The following is a 16,742-nucleotide window of genomic DNA, read 5'->3' on the forward strand; positions in this document are numbered from 1 at the left end:
GCGAAAGCCGCGCTTGTCCCTTTTGGACACCCTGAGCGGGCGTTTCGGCCAGGAAAGCTGCTTGTCCAAACAGGTACCGCGAACAGATGAGCCGAACGAGACCCCGGGCTTGACCTTCCCGGAGCACCACCGCACGACCTCAGGAACGCTGCACGTGCTCCGGACCCTGCTTCAACTTCCCGGAGCACCACCGCACGACCTCAGGAACGCTGCACGTGCTCCGGGAAGCGGCACAGCGCCGAGAACTCCTCGCCGTCGAGGCTCGCGCCGCCGACGAGGGCGCCGTCGACGTCGGCCTTGGCCATGATCGAGGCGACGTTCGTCGACTTGACCGAACCGCCGTACAGGATCCGCACCTGGGTGGCGGTGGCGTCGCCGTAGCGCTCGGCGAGGCGGCCGCGGAGAGCGCCGATGACCTCCTGGGCGTCCTCGGGCGTCGCGGTCCGGCCGGTGCCGATGGCCCACACGGGCTCGTAGGCGACGACGATGCGGGCGACGTCCTCGGCCTTGAGACCGTCGAGGGCGCCGTCGAGCTGGGTGTGGCAGTGCTCGATGTGGCCGGCGGCCTCGCGCACGTCGAGCTTCTCGCCGACGCACAGGATCGGGGTCAGCTCGACCTCTAGGGCCGCCTTGACCTTGCGGTTGACCAGCGCGTCGTCCTCGTGGTGGTACTCGCGGCGCTCGGAGTGGCCGATGACCACGTAGGAGCAGCCGAGCTTGGCGAGCATCGAGCCGGCGATCTCACCGGTGTAGGCGCCGGACTTGTGCTCGGAGATGTCCTGAGCGCCGTAGCCGATGAGGAGCTTGTCGCCGTCGACGAGGGTCTGGACGCTGCGCAGGTCGGTGAACGGCGGAAGGACCACGACCTCGACGTCCGACAGCTGCTTCTCGTCGAGGCTGAAGGCGAGCTTCTGGACGAGGGCGAGCGCCTCGAAGTGGTTGAGGTTCATCTTCCAGTTGCCGGCGATGAGCGGCCGGCGGGTGCTGTTGGTCATTGTGTCCACTTCCGGGAGCGTTGGTCTGCGGTGATGCGGGTGGCGGCGCCGACCGGCGGGCCGCGCGTGCGGCTCGCCGGTCGGCGGACGGTTCCCGGTCAGTCCTGGAGGGCCGCGATGCCCGGCAGCGTCTTGCCCTCGAGGTATTCGAGGGAGGCGCCGCCACCGGTCGAGATGTGCCCGAAGGAGGTCTCGTCCAGGCCGAGCGCCCGCACGGCCGCGGCGGAGTCGCCGCCGCCGACGACGCTGAGGCCGTCGACCTTCGCGACGGCTTCGGCGACGCCCCGGGTTCCGGCCGCGTACGGCGCGTACTCGAAGACGCCCATGGGACCGTTCCAGAACACGGTGTGGGCCTCACCGATAGCGCCGGCGAACAACGCGACGGACTCGGGGCCGATGTCGAGGCCCTTCTGCCCGGCGGGGATCGCGTCGGCGGCGACGGTGGAGGTGGCCGCGTCGTCGCTGAACTCGGTGCCGACGACGACGTCGGTCGGCAGGACGAGCTTGTCGCCGGCGTCGGCGAGCAGCTTTTTGCAGGTGTCGATCTGGTCGGACTCCAGCAGCGAGTCGCCGACCTCGTGGCCCTGGGCCGCGAGGAAGGTGAAGCACATGCCGCCGCCGATGACCAGCTTGTCGACCTTCGGCAGGAGCGCGTTGATGACGCCGAGCTTGTCGGAGACCTTGGCACCGCCGAGGACCACGGCGTATGGCCGCTTGGGGTCGTCGGTGAGGCCGCGCAGGACCTCCAGCTCGCGCACGATGAGCCGGCCCGCCACGTGCGGGAGCAGCTTCGGCACGTCGTAGACCGACGCGTGCTTGCGGTGCACGGCACCGAAGGCGTCGTCGACGTAGGCCTCGGCGAGCGTGGCGAGCCGCTCGGCGAACGCGGTGCGCTCGGCGTCGTCCTTGCTGGTCTCACCGGCGTTGAAGCGCAGGTTCTCCAGGAGCGCGACCTCGCCGGAGGCGAGCCCGCCGACCACTTCGGACGCCGAGTCGCCGACGGTGTCGGTGGCGTAGGCGACCGGCGCGTCGAGGAGTTCGGCCATGCGCTCGGCGACCGGCGCGAGCGTGTACTTGGGATCCGGGGCGCCCTTGGGGCGGCCCAGGTGGGAGCAGACGATGACCTTGGCGCCGGCTTCGCGCAGCATCGTCAGGGTCGGCAGGACCGCGCGGATGCGGCCGTCGTCGGCGATGCGGCGGTTGCCGTCGTCGTCGGTGCCCAACGGGACGTTGAGGTCGGCGCGCACGAGCACGCGCCGACCCCGCACACCCTCACTGAGCAGGTCGGAGAGAGTACGCATGTTTCGGTTCCCCTAGAGACGCGCGCCGACGAACTTGGCCAGGTCCACCAGACGGTGGGAGTAGCCGGCCTCGTTGTCGTACCAGCCGACGATCTTGACCTGGTTGCCCTGGACCATCGTGCAGCCCGAGTCGAAGGTGCAGCTGGCCGGGTGGCCGACGATGTCGGAGGAGACGATCGGGTCCTCGGTGTAGTACAGGAGATCCTTCAGCGGTCCTTCGGCGGCGGCCTTGAACGCGGCGTTGACCTCTTCGACGCTGGTCTCGCGGCCGACGTTGACGACCAGGTCGGTGACCGAGCCGGTCGGGACCGGGACGCGGAAGGCCATGCCGTCGATCTTGCCCTTGAGCTCGGGGAGGACGAGGCTGGTCGCCTTGGCCGCACCGGTGGTCGAGGGGATCAGGTTCAGCGCGGCGGCGCGGACCTTGCGCAGGTCGAGGGTGCCCTTGCGGGACACGGCGACCTGGTCCAGGAGCTGCTGGTCGGTCGTGTACGCGTGGATCGTGGTCATGAAGCCCTTCTCGAACCCGAAGGTGTCGGAGAGGACCTTGGCCATCGGGGCGACACAGTTCGTGGTGCACGACGCGTTCGAGATGATGTTGTGGTTCGCCGGGTCGTAGGTGTTGTCGTTGACACCCATGACGACGGTCAGGTCCTCGCCCTTGGCCGGGGCGGAGATGATGACCTTCTTGGCGCCGGCCTTGATGTGCTTGCCCGCGTCCTCGGCGTTGGTGAAACGGCCGGTCGACTCGATGACGATGTCGGCGCCCAGCTCGCCCCACGGCAGCGCCGCCGGGTCGGTCTCGGCGGAGACCTTGAAGCTCTTGCCGTTGACGGTGATCGAGTCGGCGTCGTAGCTGACGTCGGCGTCGAGGCGGCCCATCACCGAGTCGTACTTGAGCATGTGGGTCAGCACGTCCGAACCCGCGAGGTCGTTGACCCCCACGATCTGGATGTCGTCGCCGGCCTTGAGGGCGGCCCGAAGGAAGTTACGTCCGATACGGCCAAAGCCGTTGATACCTACTCGGATGGTCACTCGACCCATCTCCTCGCCAGAAAAGCGCCAGCCGGCAGCGACTGGTCGCCTGAAGGTGATCTCGGCTCGCCGCCCCCAGAACGGTCCGGCGGGCCCAGCTTTCAAGCTGTCGGCCTCGTCGCCGCCATGCTTTGCGAACGTTACATCGGCATTGCCTGCCGATCACCAAGGACCCTACCCAAGGCCCGTGAAGTGGGAGGCCAGGGGCGTGGAAGTTCGGCTGGTGCCAGAGTAGGCCGGAGGGCGGGGTGTGGCGGGGGTGGGTGGGGGTGAGCAGGAGACGGCCGCCGAAGTGTGAACCGCCGGGCGGGGAGAGCTGGGCCCGGTCTCACCGCCCGGCGGCGAAAGCGGCGGAGCCCCGGCTCGTGTGCCGAAGCCGGGGAGTGCGGCTCGCGGATGGCTGCCGTGGGTCACGGCGTGAGGGGCGCCGCGGCCTGGCGGCGACACGGGCTCTCACCACGCAGGGTGTACGCGGGGCGGCACGTCGGCGATGCTGTGGGCGTGGAGTACGTGTCCAGAGTGCCGCGACCCCCGCTGGACGGGCTGATCGACGACCTTTACTACCTGGAGGGTGCGTCGCCGTACGCCCGGCTGACGCTGCCGCCGATGCCCGCGGCGTTGCTCATCGTCAACCTCGGGTCGCCGTTTCGCATCCGCGCCGGCACCGACATCGAGACGGCCGAGTACGCCGACGGCTGCGTGGTCACCATGCCCACCCGCTCGCTGGAGTTCGGCTACCCGCCGCGGACCCGGTCCGTCGGCGTGCACTTCAAGCCGTGGGGGCCGGCGCCGTTCCTGCCGATGCCCGCGACCGAGCTGTGCGACCGGCCGGTGACGGTGGAGCAGGTGTGGGGCCGGCCGGCCGTCGCCGAGCTGCGAGACCGGCTGGCCACGGCCGAGGGACCGCACGAGATGCTGACACTGCTGGAGGAGGAGCTGATGCGACGGTTGTGCGAGACCGCCGGCCTGGGTCTGGTCCGCCGTACGAGCGGCGTCATCGCGGCGACGGGCGGAGCGGTGACGATCGGCGAGCTGACGGTCTCCGCCGGTGTCAGCGGCACCCATCTGGCACAGCGGTTCAAGGAGCTCATCGGCGTCACGCCGAAGCGGCTGGCCCGCATCCACCGCTTCGCCACCACCGTGCTGTCGATCGACCCCGCCGAGCCGATCGACTGGGCCGGCCTCGCCAGCAGCGCCGGCTACTTCGATCAGGCCCACTTCGGCCACGATTTCCGGGCCTTCACCGGGCTCACACCGACACGATGGGTCGAAGTCCGGCGGCGCTTCATGCGCGAACACCCCAGCCACGTCCTGGACAGCTGGGCGCTGCCGGCCGATTGATTTCTTACAAGAGCGACAGCTCACGAGACTCTAATCTGAGGGCGTCGGCCAAGCAGAGGAGCACCCGTGGGCAAGGTAGTCATGTACGGCTCGGTGTCGGTGGACGGGTTCATCGCGGACGAGAACGACCAGCCCGGACCGCTGTTCGACTGGTTGCTCAGCGGTGACGTGCCGTTGGACGAGAGCGGCGAGTTGAAGGTGTCCCAGGCGTCCCACGACTACACCCGGGCGTACTGGGACCAGCTCGGGGCGACTGTCGTCGGCCGCCACGTCTTCGACCTGACGGGCGGCTGGGACGGGAAGCCTCCGGGCGGGATCGACCACCTGGTCGTCGTGACGCACCGGCCGCAGCCAGAGGACTGGGACCCCGCGGCGCCGTTTCACTTCGTCGACGGCGTCGAGGCGGCCGTGGCCAAGGCGAAGGAGCTCGCCGGTGACCGCATGGTCGAGGTCGCCGCCGGCGACGTCGGCGGCCAGGCACTCGCCGCGCGTCTGGTCGACGAGGTGCGCATGGACGTCGCACCGGTCGTGCTCGGGTCCGGCAAGCGCTACTTCGGGTCGGTCCACGCGCAGCACCTGCTGGAGGATCCTGACGTGGTGATCCAGGGCGACCGGGTGCTTCACCTGCGCTTTCGCGTGCGCGGTTGACCGATCCGGGCGGTTGCGCCGCACCGACCGGTCTCCCGTTCCGCTTGCCCTGCCCCGCGCTATGACACCAGCATCTCCGGCGTCACCGCCGACTCCGTGTCGGGCACGCCCAGCTCGCGCGCACGCCGGTCGGCCAGCGACAGCAGACGCCTTATGCGCCCGGCGATCGCGTCCTTCGTGAGCTGCGGGTCGGCCATCGCACCCAACTCCTCCAGGGAGGCCTGCCGGTTGGCCAGCCGCAGCTTCCCGGCCTCGACGAGGTGCCCCGGCGCCTCCTCGCCCAGCAGCTCCAGCGCCCTGGTGACCCGGGCGGCGGCCGCGACGGCCGCTCGCGCCGAGCGGCGGAGGTTGGCGTCGTCGAAGTTGGCCAGGCGGTTGGCGGTGGCGCGGACCTCGCGGCGGACCCGCCGCTCCTCCCACGTCAGCACCGAGGCGTGGGCGCCCAGGCGGGTGAGCAGCTCGCGGATCGCGTCGCCGTCCTTGATGACGACGCGGTCGATACCGCGCACGTCGCGGGCCTTGGCGATCACGCCGATCCGGCGGGCCACGCCGACCAGCGCCAGCGCCGACTCGGGCCCAGGGCAGGTCACTTCGAGGGCGCAGGAGCGCCCGGGTTCGGTCAGGGACCCGTGTGCCAGGAAGGCACCGCGCCAGGCCGCCACCGCACAGCACACCGACCCGCCGACGACATGCGAGGGAAGTCCCCGCACAGGTCGTCCGCGCACGTCCAGCAGGCCGGTCTGCCGGGCGAGGGTCTCGCCGTTCTCGGCGACCCGCACGACGTAGTGGGTGCTGCGCCGCAACCCGCCGGCCGACAGCACGTAGATGTCACTGGCGTAGCCGTACACCTCGGCGATGTCGCGGCGGAGACGGCGCGCCGCGCTGCCCGTGTCGAGTTCGGCCTCGACGACGATGCGCTGCGCCACCAGGTGGAGACCACCGGCGAAACGCAGCACGGCGGTCATCTCGGCCCGGCGGCAGCACTGCTTGGTCACCTCGACGCGACTGAGCTCATCCTTGACGGCCGCGGTCATCGCCATTACTCGCCAGCACTCCTTCGTGGTGTTTCGATGGTCTCGGGCTCGGCCGGGTCTTCTGCTTCCAGGAGCAGTCGCCGCAGCGCGGCCGCGAGGGCGTCCGGGTCGTGTCGAGGGGTCCCGTCGGTCCGGGCGACCCGGGCGAGGACGAGCCTCGCTCCAAGGGATTCTGCCGCACTCGCGACCGGATCGGGGTATCCCACGGCGCGTGCGTCGGCGATTACCGCGTCTATTGTCACCCCGTCGGCGTATCTCTCGAAGGCGCCGAGGTGCCCGGCGAGCGACAGACCGGCGGTCTCGGTGTCCTCGGAGAGGTTGAGGGTGATCAGCCGGCGCGCCGCGCTCTTTCCGATCGCCTCACGCAAACGGGGGGTCAGCAGGTGCGGGAGAACGCTGGTGTACCAGGATCCGGGCCCGAAGATGAGCCAGTCCGCGTCGGCCACGGCCGACAGGACCTCCGGCGCCACCGGCGGGTCGGCGGGGTCGAGCCGCACGTCGGTGACGGTCCCCCGGCAGATGGCGACGTTGTGCTGGCCGCTGACGACGATCGAGCCGCCGTGGTCGTCGAGGACGTCGGCCTCGATGCGCAGGGGCACGGCGGCCATCGGCAGGACACGACCGTGGGCGCGCATGAGGCGCGCGGCCTCGTCGAGCGCCGCGACCGGGTCGGCGTGCATCTCCAGCAGCCCGACGAGCATGAGGTTGCCGACCGTGTGCCCCGACAGCGCGTCGTCGCCGTCGTAGCGGTGCTGGATGAGGCGGGCGGCGGCCTCGTCACCGGCGAGCGCGGCGAGCGCCTGGCGCAGGTCGCCGGGCGGGAGGGCGTCGCGGTCGGTGCGGAGCCTGCCGCTGGAGCCGCCGTCATCGGCGACGGTGACGACGGCGGTGATGTCGGCGTCGAGGCACCTCAGTGCGCGCAGGGCGACCGAGAGTCCCTTGCCGCCGCCGAAGGCCACGACGCGCGGCCGCTTGGGGCCGCTCATTCGCGCCCCAGGTCGCGGTGGTGCGCGTAGGCCGACAGGCCCGCGTCGCGCAGGCGCAGGGCGAGCGCCTCGGCGATGGCGACACTGCGGTGTTTGCCGCCTGTGCAGCCGATGGCGACGGTGACGTAGCGCTTGCCCTCGCGTTCGAAGCCGGGTGTCGCGCGGCGGATGAGGTCGGCGTAGTCGTCGACGAAGTTGTTGGCGCCGGGCTGGCCGAGGACGAACTCGCTGACCTCGGCCTCGCGGCCGGTGTGGTCGCGCAGTTCGGGCACCCAGAAGGGGTTGGGCAGGAAGCGGGCGTCGAGGACGAAGTCGGCGTCCTGCGGGAGGCCGTACTTGAAGCCGAAGGAGAGCACGGTCACGCGCAGGCTGCGGGAGCTGGCGACGGCGAAGAGTTCCTCGACGCGGGAGCGGAGCTGGTTGACGTTGAGGTGGCTGGTGTCGATGACCACGTCGGCCTCGTCGCGCGCGTCGGTGAGCAGTTCGCGCTCGGCGACGATGCCGTCGAGGAGACGGCCGGAGCCTTGGAGGGGGTGGGCGCGCCGGACGCTCTCGAAGCGGCGGATGAGCACGTCGTCCTGGGCGTCGAGGAACACCACGCGCGGGCGGAAGCCGCGGGCGCGCAGTTCCTTGACGGCGCCGGTGAGGTCGACGGAGAAGGCGTGGCTGCGCACGTCGAGGACCATGGCGGTGCGCCGGGTGACCTCGGCGGAGGATTCGAAGGCCAGTTCGGCCATCGTCACCATCAGCGCCTGGGGCAGGTTGTCGACGACGTAGTACCCGACGTTCTCCAGTGCCCGGGCCACGGTGCTGCGGCCCCCGCCGGAGACCCCGGTGATGATCACCAGGTCCAGGTCGGCGCGGCTCGGTGAGGAGGCCGGGGACTCGGCGTCATCGTGTGGTGTCGGCGTGTCCGGCATGTTGTCAGTGTCTCTCATGGGCGGTCGGAGGGCGTCCGCGCGGTCGTTTCGCCGACGGTGGTCCTGGCCACGTGCGTCCCGCGCGGTGCCGGGGCGGCGTGGTCCGGTATCAGCGGTGATGCCGGAGATGGGGCAGCAGCTTCTCGTCGGCGGGTCCGTGGAGGCGCCAGAGCAGCACGCGCAGGTCCGGGCGTGCGCGCCAGGCGGCCACGGCGCGGTGGGCGCCGTCGAGGAGGAGGGTGTCGCCGTTGACGGTGTAGGCGGGCAGCACGAGGCGCACGGGCCCGATCGCGGCGGCGAAGTCGCGCACGTATTCGGCGAGTCGTTCGGTCCGGCGGGCGTCGTGGTTCTGGAGAGCGCCTGCCTCGCGGACGCGCAGCGGCCGGGCGCCGGGTGCGTCCCAGACGGTGGCGGCCCCGCCGGCGTCGGCGTACCAGGTGGTGTGGCACTCCCCCAGTTCGGCGGCGGAGCGGCCGACCTCGATGGTGGCTGTGCAGCCGGCTTCGGCGAGGCGGTCCCAGGCGAGCGGGACGCGCAGGTCCCCGCCCCGGAAGAATGCCTCGAAGTCGGCCGGTCCGCCCATGCTCCGAGGGTATGCGTCCTTCTCGCCGGCGTACGGCGCTCCGCCCTACTCGCCCGAGGTCTCCTTCGCCGCCGCGCTCGCGTCGGGTTCGGGGTTGAGCGCGCGCCGCACGGCCTCGGCGGTCGAGCGGCCGATGCCCTGGACGCTGGCGATCTCCTCGACGTTGGCGGCGCGCAGGCGTTTGAGGGACCCGAAGTGGCGCAGGAGCGCCTTGCGGCGGATCTCGCCGAGGCCGGGGATCTCGTCGAGGGCCGATGCGGTCATGCGGTTCGAACGGCGTTTGCGGTGGTGGCTGATGGCGAAGCGGTGCGCCTCGTCGCGCAGCCGCTGGAGGAGGAACAGTCCTTCGCTGCGGCGCGGGAGGATCACCGGGAACTCCTCGTCGGGCAGCCACACCTCTTCGAGGCGCTTGGCGAGGCCGATGACGGGGACGTCGCCGGCTCCGGCCTCGTCGAGGGCCGCCGCGGCGGCGTTGACCTGCGGGAGGCCGCCGTCGACGACGATGAGCTGCGGCGGGTAGGCGAAGCGGCGTTTGCGGCCGTTCTCGTCGCCTTCGACGGGCTGGGTCGGGTCGGCCGGCTCGACGGGTTCGGGCGTCTTGCCGTGCGCGAAGCGGCGGAGCAGCACCTCCGACATCGCGGCGGTGTCGTCGACCTGCTCGCCTTTGACGATGAAGCGGCGGTACTCGGACTTGCGGGCGAGGCCGTCTTCGAACACGACCATGCTGCCGACGACGTCGGTGCCCTGGATATGGGAGATGTCGTAGCACTCGATGCGCAGGGGCGCCGTCGGCAGGTCGAGGGCCTCGGCGAGTTCTTCGAGGGAACGGCTGCGGGCGGTGAGGTCGCCGACCCTGCGCATCTTGTGCTGGACGAGGGACTGCTGGGCGTTGCGCTGGACGGTCTCGGCGAGGGCGCGCTTGTCGCCGCGCTGGGGCACGCGGATCGACACCTTCCCGCCGCGCATCTGGCTCAGCCAGGCCGTGAGGGCCTCGGTGTCGGGCGGGAGCTCGGGTACCAGGACCTCGCGCGGCACGTCGGCGTCACGGGCCTCTCCGTAGACCTGGGAGCAGAAGTCGTGCACGAGTTCGCCGATGGACATCTCGACGGCCTTCTCGACGACGTAGCCGCGTTGGCCCCGGACGCGTCCGCCGCGGACGTGGAAGACCTGCACGGCGGCTTCTAGGGGGTCGTCGGCGAAGGCGACGACGTCGGCGTCGGTGCCGTCGGCGAGGACGACGACCTGCTTCTCCAGCGCCCGGCGCAGGGCGACGAGGTCGTCGCGCAGGCGGGCGGCGCGTTCGAAGTCGAGGTCCTCGGAGGCGGCGAGCATCTCGTTCTCGAGCCGCTTGATGAGCTGTTCACCGCGCCCGGCCATGAAGTCGCAGAACTCGTCGACGATGCCGCGGTGCTCTTCGGGGGTGACGCGGCCGACGCAGGGGGCGGCGCACTTGCCGATGTCGCCGAGCAGGCAGGGGCGGCCGGTGCGCTGTGCGCGGTTGAAGGTCGTGGTGTTGCAGGTGCGGGCCGGGAAGACGCGCAGGAGAAGGTCGAGGGTCTCCCGGATGGCCCACGCGTGGGAGTAGGGCCCGAAGTAGCGCACGCCCTTGCGCTTGGCCCCGCGCATGACCTGGAGGCGCGGGAACTCCTCGCCGACTGTCACGGCCAGGTAGGGGTAGCTCTTGTCGTCGCGGTACTTGACGTTGAAGCGCGGGTCGAACTCCTTGATCCAGGAGTATTCGAGCTGGAGGGCCTCGACCTCGGTGCTGACGGTGATCCAGTCGACCGAGGTGGCGGTGTGCACCATCTGGTACGTGCGCGGGTGGAGCGTGGCCGGGTCGGCGAAGTAGGACGACAGCCGCGACCGCAGGTTCTTGGCCTTGCCGACGTAGATGACCCGCCCGTCGGGGTCGCGGAAGCGGTAGACCCCGGGGTCGGTGGGAATAGTGCCGGTCGCCGGCCGGTAGTCCAATGCCACGAGCGTGAGCCTAACTCCAGACCCCGACATTCCACCTGTTGCGGGGTCGCGGGCCTCCCACGGCGGGATGATCGATCTATTTCCGTACGTTCAGTGACTTTTGTGGACTAGCGTGACTTTCAACCCCGCCGCGTCCGACCGTCCCCACCCCCGACGGCAGCCGCCCGGAGGAGCCATGCTCGACGACGTCGTCTCCGTCCCGCTCTGGGTGGACCTCACCGCCGTCGGCGTCACCTCGGCGCAGGGCGCGCTGGTCGCGGGCCAGGATCCCGGCCGCGACCGCCTCGACTTCATCGGCGTCATCTTCATCGGCATCGCGGCCGGACTCGGCGGCGGGCTGATCCGCGACATCCTCCTCTCACGGGTCCCCGCGGCGCTGACCACGAACTCATACCTGGCCACCGCCATCCTCGCCGCGCTCGTGGGAATGCTCTTCGCCGCGCCCGTGCGCCGGCTGGCGCCGGTCATCGTCCTGGTCGACGCCTTCGCGCTCGGCCTCTACCTCATCGTCGGCATGACCACGGCGGCCGGAGCCGGTCTCGGGACCATCCCGATGATCTTCATCGGGGTGCTGGCCTCGACCGGCGGCGGACTGGTCCGCGACCTGCTCAGCGGCGCGCCCATCGCGCTCGTGCAGGGCGGTTCCTTCTACGTCACGGCGGCGCTCGGCGGGGCGTTGCTCTTCCTCGCGGTCAAGCCCTTCACCAACATCGGGGCTGCGTCGGTGTGCGCGCTGACCGCGACGTTGCTGCTGCGGGTCGCCTCGCTGTGGTTCGGGTGGAACTCACCGCGCCCGCAGACCCTGCCGGTGGACCTGCGCTTCAGGAAACCCGGCTGAGGACGGTCTACTTCTCCGCCTGGCGGCGGACCATCTCGTTGATCCAGATCGGCGCGTACGGGGACGTGCAGCCGGGCGGGGTCGGGTAGTCCTTGAGGACTTCGAGGCTCTCCCCGATGCCGACGGCGCGAGCGCGGTGCTCGGGGTGGTGGATGCCGATGGTGGCCAGGCACTCGTTCATGGCCCACTGCAAGCGGTCGGGAGCGTCCTTCATGTGCGTCTCGACGAGGTCGAGCAGGCCGGACAGGTCGAGACCCTCGGCTTCCTTGGCCACACGGGTACTGGTCAGCGCCCACCCGGCACTGGCGACCACCGGGTCGGCGTCGGCGAACCAGGCGGTGCGGAGCTCCTCGGCGTGCGGGCTCTTCTTGACGACGTAGTTGACGAGCCAGTCGTGCGCCTTGGGCACACGGGCCTCGCGGAGCATGGCGTCCAGCTCCGGCCCGGTGTACGACTTCGGGCGGCTGATCAGGATGGCGACGAGGCGGGCCGCGGTGTCGCCGGTCTCCCAGAGCCGGCCGGCCAGTTCGTGGCGGGTCTTGAGGCCCTTGGCGACCGCGCGAAGCCTGGTCAGGTTGACGCCGTGGTCGTCGCCGTGGCGTTCGTTGACCGCACGGATCTTCGGGTCCTCCAGGGCCGCCAGATCCGCCATCACCTCGGCGACGGTGGGCTCGGGCGGTGAAGCGCTCGCCACGGCGATCTCCTCTGGTCTGGTGAGGTCCTGACGGGCCGCCGCGCCCGCGGACCGGGGTGCCGGTCCGCGGGCGCGGCGTCCGCTACTTCTTGGCCTTGGCCGTCGCCTTCTTCGCGACGGCCTTCTTGGCGGTCTTCTTCGCGGCCGGCTTGGTGCCGTTGGCCTTCGCCGGGGCCTTCTTCGGCGCCGCGACGATCTCGCCGTCGATCTCGAGGACCTTCCGGAGGAACTGGCCGGTGTAGCTCTCCGGAACCAGCGCGACATCCTCCGGGGTGCCGGTGGCGATGATGGTCCCGCCGCCGGAGCCGCCCTCGGGGCCCATGTCGATGATCCAGTCGGAGGTCTTGATGACGTCCAGGTTGTGCTCGATCACGATGATCGTGTTGCCCTTGTCCACCAGGCCCTCGAGCACCTTGAGGAGCTTGCGGATGTCCTCGAAGTGGAGACCGGTGGTCGGCTCGTCGAGAACGTAGACCGTGCGCCCGGTGGAGCGCTTCTGCAGCTCGCTGGCGAGCTTGACGCGCTGCGCCTCGCCGCCCGAGAGGGTCGGCGCGGGCTGCCCGAGGCGAACATAGCCGAGACCGACGTCGACGAGGGTCTTGAGGTGCCGGTGGATGGCGGTGATCGGCTCGAAGAACTCCGCGCCCTCCTCGATCGGCATGTCGAGGACCTCGGCGATCGTCTTGCCCTTGTAGTGGACCTCCAGGGTCTCCCGGTTGTACCGGGCGCCGTGGCAGACCTCGCAGGGCACGTAGACGTCGGGCAGGAAGTTCATCTCGATCTTGAGCGTGCCGTCGCCCGAGCAGGCCTCGCAGCGCCCGCCCTTGACGTTGAAGGAGAAGCGGCCGGGCTGGTAGCCGCGGACCTTCGCCTCGGTCGTCTCGGCGAAGAGCTTGCGGATCCGGTCGAACACGCCGGTGTAGGTCGCCGGGTTGGACCGCGGGGTCCGCCCGATCGGCGACTGGTCGACGCCGACGACCTTGTCGACCTCGTCGAGGCCGTCAACACGGCGGTGGCGGCCCGGCACGACCTTGGCACCGTTGATGCGGCTGGCCAGCACGCCGTAGAGGATGTCGTTGACCAGGGTCGACTTGCCCGAACCGGACACGCCCGTGATCGACACCAGGCAGCCCAGCGGGAAGCTCGCGTCGACGTTCTTCAGGTTGTGCTCGCGCGCACCGCGCACGACCAGCTCCCGGCCCGGCTGCGGCTGGCGCCGGACCATCGGAGTGGGGATCACCGAACGGCCCGACAGGTAGGCACCGGTCAGCGACTCCTCGTTGGCGAGCAGCCCTTCGAGCGTCCCGGAGTGCACGATCTTGCCGCCGTGCTCGCCGGCGCCCGGGCCGATGTCGACGATCCAGTCGGCGGTGCGGACGGTGTCCTCGTCGTGCTCGACGACGATGAGCGTGTTGCCCAGGTCCCGCAGGCGGACCAGCGTCTCGATCAGGCGGTGGTTGTCGCGCTGGTGCAGCCCGATCGAGGGCTCGTCGAGGACGTAGAGCACGCCGACGAGTCCCGCGCCGATCTGGGTCGCCAGGCGGATGCGCTGCGCCTCGCCGCCGGAGAGGGTCGCCGCGGTGCGGTCCAGCGAGAGGTAGTCGAGGCCGACGTCGAGGAGGAAGCGCAGGCGCGCGTTGATCTCCTTGACGACGCGCTCGGCGATCATCGCCTCCCGCTCGGACAGCTCCAGGCCGGCGAGCAGCTTGGCGCACTCCGACACCGACAGCGCGCAGATCTCGGCGATGTTGCGTCCGGTCACGGTGACCGCGAGGACCTCCGGCTTGAGCCGGGTGCCGCCGCAGTCCCCGCAGGGGACCTCGCGCATGTAGCCCTCGTAGCGCTCCCGGCTGCCCTCGGAGTCGGTGTCGGCGTGGCGGCGCTCCAGCCACGGGATGACGCCCTCGAAGTTGGCGTAGTACGAGCGCTGCCGCCCGTGCCGGTTGCGGTAGCTGACGTGCACCTGCTCCTGGACGCCGTGCAGGATCGCCTTCTGCGCCCGCGACGGCAGCGCCTGCCACTCGGTGTCGATGTCGAAGCCGAGCTGGTCGGCGAGGCCGCCGAGGAGCTGGATGAAGTAGCCGAGCATGTGGTTGCCCGCCCATGGCGCCACGGCACCGTCGCGCAGGGTGCGCTCCGGGTCCGGGATGAGCAGCTCGGGGTCCACCTCCATGCGCACGCCCAGGCCCATGCAGGTCGTGCAGGCGCCATAGGGGGTGTTGAAGGAGAAGGAGCGCGGCTCCAGGTCGTCGAGCGCGAGCGGGTGGTCGTTGGGGCAGGCCAGGTGCTCGGAGTAGCGGCGCTCCCGGTGCGGGTCGCCCTCGGGGAGGTCGACGAACTCCAGCAGCACGATCCCGCCGGCCAGCCGCAGCGCCGACTCGACCGAGTCGGTCAGGCGCTGCTTGGCGGTGGCCTTCACCGTCAAGCGGTCGACGACCACCTCGATGGAGTGCTTCTCCTGCTTCTTGAGCTTCGGCGGCTCGGTCAGCTGGTGCACGACGCCGTCGACGCGCGCGCGGGCGTAGCCCTTCGACTGGAGCTCGGCGAACAGGTCGACGTACTCGCCCTTGCGGTCGCGGACGACGGGCGCGAGGACCTGGAACTTGGTCCCCTCCTCCATCGCCAGGACGCGGTCGACGATCTGCTGCGGGGTCTGCTTGGTGACCGCCTCGCCGCAGACCGGGCAGTGCGGCTGGCCGATGCGGGCGAACAGCAGGCGGAGGTAGTCGTAGACCTCCGTGATGGTGCCGACCGTCGACCGCGGGTTGCGGGAGGTCGACTTCTGGTCGATGGACACCGCCGGGGACAGTCCCTCGATGAAGTCCACGTCGGGCTTGTCCATCTGCCCGAGGAACTGCCGGGCGTAGGCCGACAGCGATTCGACGTAACGGCGCTGGCCCTCGGCGAAGATCGTGTCGAAGGCGAGGCTGGACTTGCCGGAGCCGGACAGCCCGGTGAACACGATCAGCGAGTCGCGCGGAAGGTCGAGGTTGACGTTGCGCAGGTTGTGCTCGCGCGCTCCCCTGATGGAGATGCGCCCGCTGGAAGGCCGGTCCGCACCGGGCCCGGCCGTCTGGACAGACGGAGGCCGGGCCGAGTTGATCTTGCCGGAGGTTGGAGTCTGGGTCACGCGCGCACCCTATCGGTGGGGTCTGACAAAACCGTGTAAGCGCAGCTCACCCGTTCGACAGTACGGCGCGTGGAGCCCACCGGCGAGGCGGGCTCCACGAACCGGGATGCGATTCGCGCCTCACCCGTCTCTGCGGCGGGCGGCCGCCTGGCGCTTTCGGTCCTTGTCGCGCTGAACGGCGCGCATGCGGGCGTCGACCCGGCGGCGCTCGAAGACGAGCTCGCGCTGGAGTTTGCGCCAGTTGTCGTAGCGCCTGGCCGACAGTGTCCCGATTTCGAGCGCCTCGCGGACGGCGCAGTCGGGCTCGGTCTCGTGACGGCAGTCGCTGAAGCGGCAGGCCGCCACCATCTCCTCCACGTCGGCGAAGGCCCGGCCGAGACCGTCGCCCTCACCGCTGGTGCGGTCGAAGAGGCCCACACTTCGCAACCCTGGTGTGTCGAGGATGACCCCGCCCCCCGGGATGGGGACCAGCGCCCGGTAGGACGTGGTGTGGCGCCCGCGACCGTCGGCGCGCAGGGCGCGCGTCACCATCACCTCGGCTCCGGCGAGCGCGTTGACCAGCGAAGACTTCCCGGCACCGGAGGGCCCCACGAGCGCGAGGGTCCGGCCGCTGGGAACGTACTCGGCGACCACCTCGACTCCCTCCCCGCTGATGGTGCTGACCGGGATGATCGGGACGCCGGGGGCCGCGTCGGCGAAGGAGAGGGCGAGCGCGGCGGGGTCGCCGACCGCGTCTGCCTTCGTGAGCAGGAGGATCGGGCTGGCGCCGGAGTCCCAGGCCAGGGTCATCAGACGCTCGATGCGCCCCGGGTCGGGGTCGGGGTCGAGCGGCTCGACGACGGCGATGGTGTCGATGTTCGTGGCGATCATCTGTCCGGTGGCGGCCTTGCCGGCGCCGGCGCGGACGATCGAGGTCTTGCGGGGAAGGACCGCCTCAAGGGTGGTCCGGTCGTCGGGCCACTGCCGGACGACGACCCAGTCACCGGCGCAGGGGCCGCTGGTCGGGTCGGCGGCGAGGTCGCCGAGCATGCGCCCGGACAGGCTCGCACGGACCGTGCCGTCGGCGGTGAGGACCGTGCAGATGCCGCGGTCGACGCGGGCTACCCGTCCCGGTCGCTGGCCGCGCCGCTCGTGGCGCCGGTAGGCGTCACGGAGCCGGTCGTCCCATCCGAGGGACGGCATGGACAGATTCATTTCTGGCACCTTCAGCTCAGCTGTGTCCGCGCCATGCTTCAGGTTCGGGGCGTGGCGCACACATGC

The 16,742-nt window shown here is 70.8% G+C and carries 14 protein-coding genes; 3 read left to right on the top strand and 11 right to left on the bottom strand.

The genetic code is table 11. The annotated features are described in order from the left end of the window. Positions 1-200: 200 nt before the first annotated feature. From tpiA to gap, 3 genes are all read right to left on the bottom strand, one after another. Complete coding sequence (gene tpiA / locus AB0I28_RS18005) at positions 201-995, bottom strand: triose-phosphate isomerase (RefSeq protein WP_357494537.1); 795 nt, start codon at positions 993-995, stop codon at positions 201-203. 98 nt (positions 996-1,093) lie between these two features. Further along, entirely contained in the window at positions 1,094-2,296 is a 1,203-nt protein-coding gene (locus tag AB0I28_RS18010) for a phosphoglycerate kinase (protein WP_357494539.1), read from the bottom strand. Positions 2,297-2,308: 12 nt separating this feature from the next. Continuing rightward, positions 2,309-3,331: a type I glyceraldehyde-3-phosphate dehydrogenase gene (gap, locus tag AB0I28_RS18015; RefSeq protein WP_357494541.1), complete on the bottom strand. Its 1,023-nt coding sequence runs from the start codon at positions 3,329-3,331 to the stop codon at positions 2,309-2,311. Between the two features lie 501 nt (positions 3,332-3,832). Here gap and AB0I28_RS18020 point away from each other — a divergent pair. Both AB0I28_RS18020 and AB0I28_RS18025 read left to right on the top strand, forming a co-directional pair. Next, positions 3,833-4,672 carry a helix-turn-helix domain-containing protein gene (locus tag AB0I28_RS18020; protein ID WP_357494543.1) on the top strand — a complete coding sequence of 280 codons (840 nt, stop codon included), beginning with the start codon at positions 3,833-3,835 and terminating at the stop codon, positions 4,670-4,672. Positions 4,673-4,738: 66 nt separating this feature from the next. After that, on the top strand, positions 4,739-5,320 hold the full coding sequence (locus tag AB0I28_RS18025; RefSeq protein ID WP_357494544.1) for a dihydrofolate reductase family protein: 582 nt from the start codon (positions 4,739-4,741) through the stop codon (positions 5,318-5,320). A gap of 59 nt (positions 5,321-5,379) precedes the next feature. On the opposite strand, the gene whiA is transcribed toward AB0I28_RS18025, so the two are convergent. From whiA to uvrC, 5 genes are all read right to left on the bottom strand, one after another. Continuing rightward, positions 5,380-6,360: a DNA-binding protein WhiA gene (whiA, locus tag AB0I28_RS18030; protein ID WP_184788507.1), complete on the bottom strand. Its 981-nt coding sequence runs from the start codon at positions 6,358-6,360 to the stop codon at positions 5,380-5,382. Beyond that, positions 6,360-7,340 (bottom strand): uridine diphosphate-N-acetylglucosamine-binding protein YvcK, encoded by a 981-nt coding sequence (gene yvcK / locus AB0I28_RS18035; RefSeq protein WP_357494547.1) that lies wholly within the window; start codon positions 7,338-7,340, stop codon positions 6,360-6,362. The genes whiA and yvcK overlap by 1 nt, the downstream gene beginning before the upstream one ends. After that, a complete protein-coding gene (gene rapZ, locus AB0I28_RS18040; protein WP_357494549.1) occupies positions 7,337-8,260 on the bottom strand; it encodes an RNase adapter RapZ in 924 nt (307 codons plus the stop codon). The genes yvcK and rapZ overlap by 4 nt, the downstream gene beginning before the upstream one ends. A gap of 109 nt (positions 8,261-8,369) precedes the next feature. Continuing rightward, positions 8,370-8,843, bottom strand: a complete 474-nt coding sequence (locus tag AB0I28_RS18045) for a hypothetical protein (RefSeq protein WP_357494551.1) — start codon at positions 8,841-8,843, stop codon at positions 8,370-8,372. A gap of 45 nt (positions 8,844-8,888) precedes the next feature. After that, positions 8,889-10,820 (bottom strand): excinuclease ABC subunit UvrC, encoded by a 1,932-nt coding sequence (gene uvrC, locus AB0I28_RS18050; RefSeq protein WP_357494553.1) that lies wholly within the window; start codon positions 10,818-10,820, stop codon positions 8,889-8,891. A 175-nt stretch (positions 10,821-10,995) separates the two neighbouring features. Between uvrC and AB0I28_RS18055 the strand changes: the two genes are divergently transcribed. Then, positions 10,996-11,658 carry a TRIC cation channel family protein gene (locus AB0I28_RS18055; RefSeq protein ID WP_357494554.1) on the top strand — a complete coding sequence of 221 codons (663 nt, stop codon included), beginning with the start codon at positions 10,996-10,998 and terminating at the stop codon, positions 11,656-11,658. A 7-nt stretch (positions 11,659-11,665) separates the two neighbouring features. Here AB0I28_RS18055 and AB0I28_RS18060 read toward each other — a convergent pair whose 3' ends face one another. From AB0I28_RS18060 to rsgA, 3 genes are all read right to left on the bottom strand, one after another. Next, complete coding sequence (locus tag AB0I28_RS18060) at positions 11,666-12,352, bottom strand: DNA alkylation repair protein (RefSeq protein ID WP_357494556.1); 687 nt, start codon at positions 12,350-12,352, stop codon at positions 11,666-11,668. Positions 12,353-12,434: 82 nt separating this feature from the next. Then, positions 12,435-15,386: an excinuclease ABC subunit UvrA gene (uvrA, locus tag AB0I28_RS18065; RefSeq protein WP_357495128.1), complete on the bottom strand. Its 2,952-nt coding sequence runs from the start codon at positions 15,384-15,386 to the stop codon at positions 12,435-12,437. A gap of 216 nt (positions 15,387-15,602) precedes the next feature. Next, positions 15,603-16,676 carry a ribosome small subunit-dependent GTPase A gene (gene rsgA / locus AB0I28_RS18070; protein ID WP_357494558.1) on the bottom strand — a complete coding sequence of 358 codons (1,074 nt, stop codon included), beginning with the start codon at positions 16,674-16,676 and terminating at the stop codon, positions 15,603-15,605. Between the last annotated feature and the right edge of the window lie 66 nt (positions 16,677-16,742).

It is taken from the genome of Phytomonospora sp. NPDC050363 (genome assembly GCF_040655735.1).
Classification (GTDB): domain Bacteria; phylum Actinomycetota; class Actinomycetes; order Mycobacteriales; family Micromonosporaceae; genus Phytomonospora.

Excerpts from the sequence above, each read along its gene's own strand:
- tpiA (WP_357494537.1), bottom strand. The coding sequence starts at position 995 with ATGACCAACAGCACCCGCCGGCCGCTCATCGCCGGCAACTGGAAGATG.
- AB0I28_RS18010 (WP_357494539.1), bottom strand. The coding sequence starts at position 2,296 with ATGCGTACTCTCTCCGACCTGCTCAGTGAGGGTGTGCGGGGTCGGCGC.
- whiA (WP_184788507.1), bottom strand. The coding sequence starts at position 6,360 with ATGGCGATGACCGCGGCCGTCAAGGATGAGCTCAGTCGCGTCGAGGTG.
- yvcK (WP_357494547.1), bottom strand. The coding sequence starts at position 7,340 with ATGAGCGGCCCCAAGCGGCCGCGCGTCGTGGCCTTCGGCGGCGGCAAG.
- rapZ (WP_357494549.1), bottom strand. The coding sequence starts at position 8,260 with ATGCCGGACACGCCGACACCACACGATGACGCCGAGTCCCCGGCCTCC.
- AB0I28_RS18045 (WP_357494551.1), bottom strand. The coding sequence starts at position 8,843 with ATGGGCGGACCGGCCGACTTCGAGGCATTCTTCCGGGGCGGGGACCTG.
- AB0I28_RS18055 (WP_357494554.1), top strand. The coding sequence starts at position 10,996 with ATGCTCGACGACGTCGTCTCCGTCCCGCTCTGGGTGGACCTCACCGCC.
- rsgA (WP_357494558.1), bottom strand. The coding sequence starts at position 16,676 with ATGAATCTGTCCATGCCGTCCCTCGGATGGGACGACCGGCTCCGTGAC.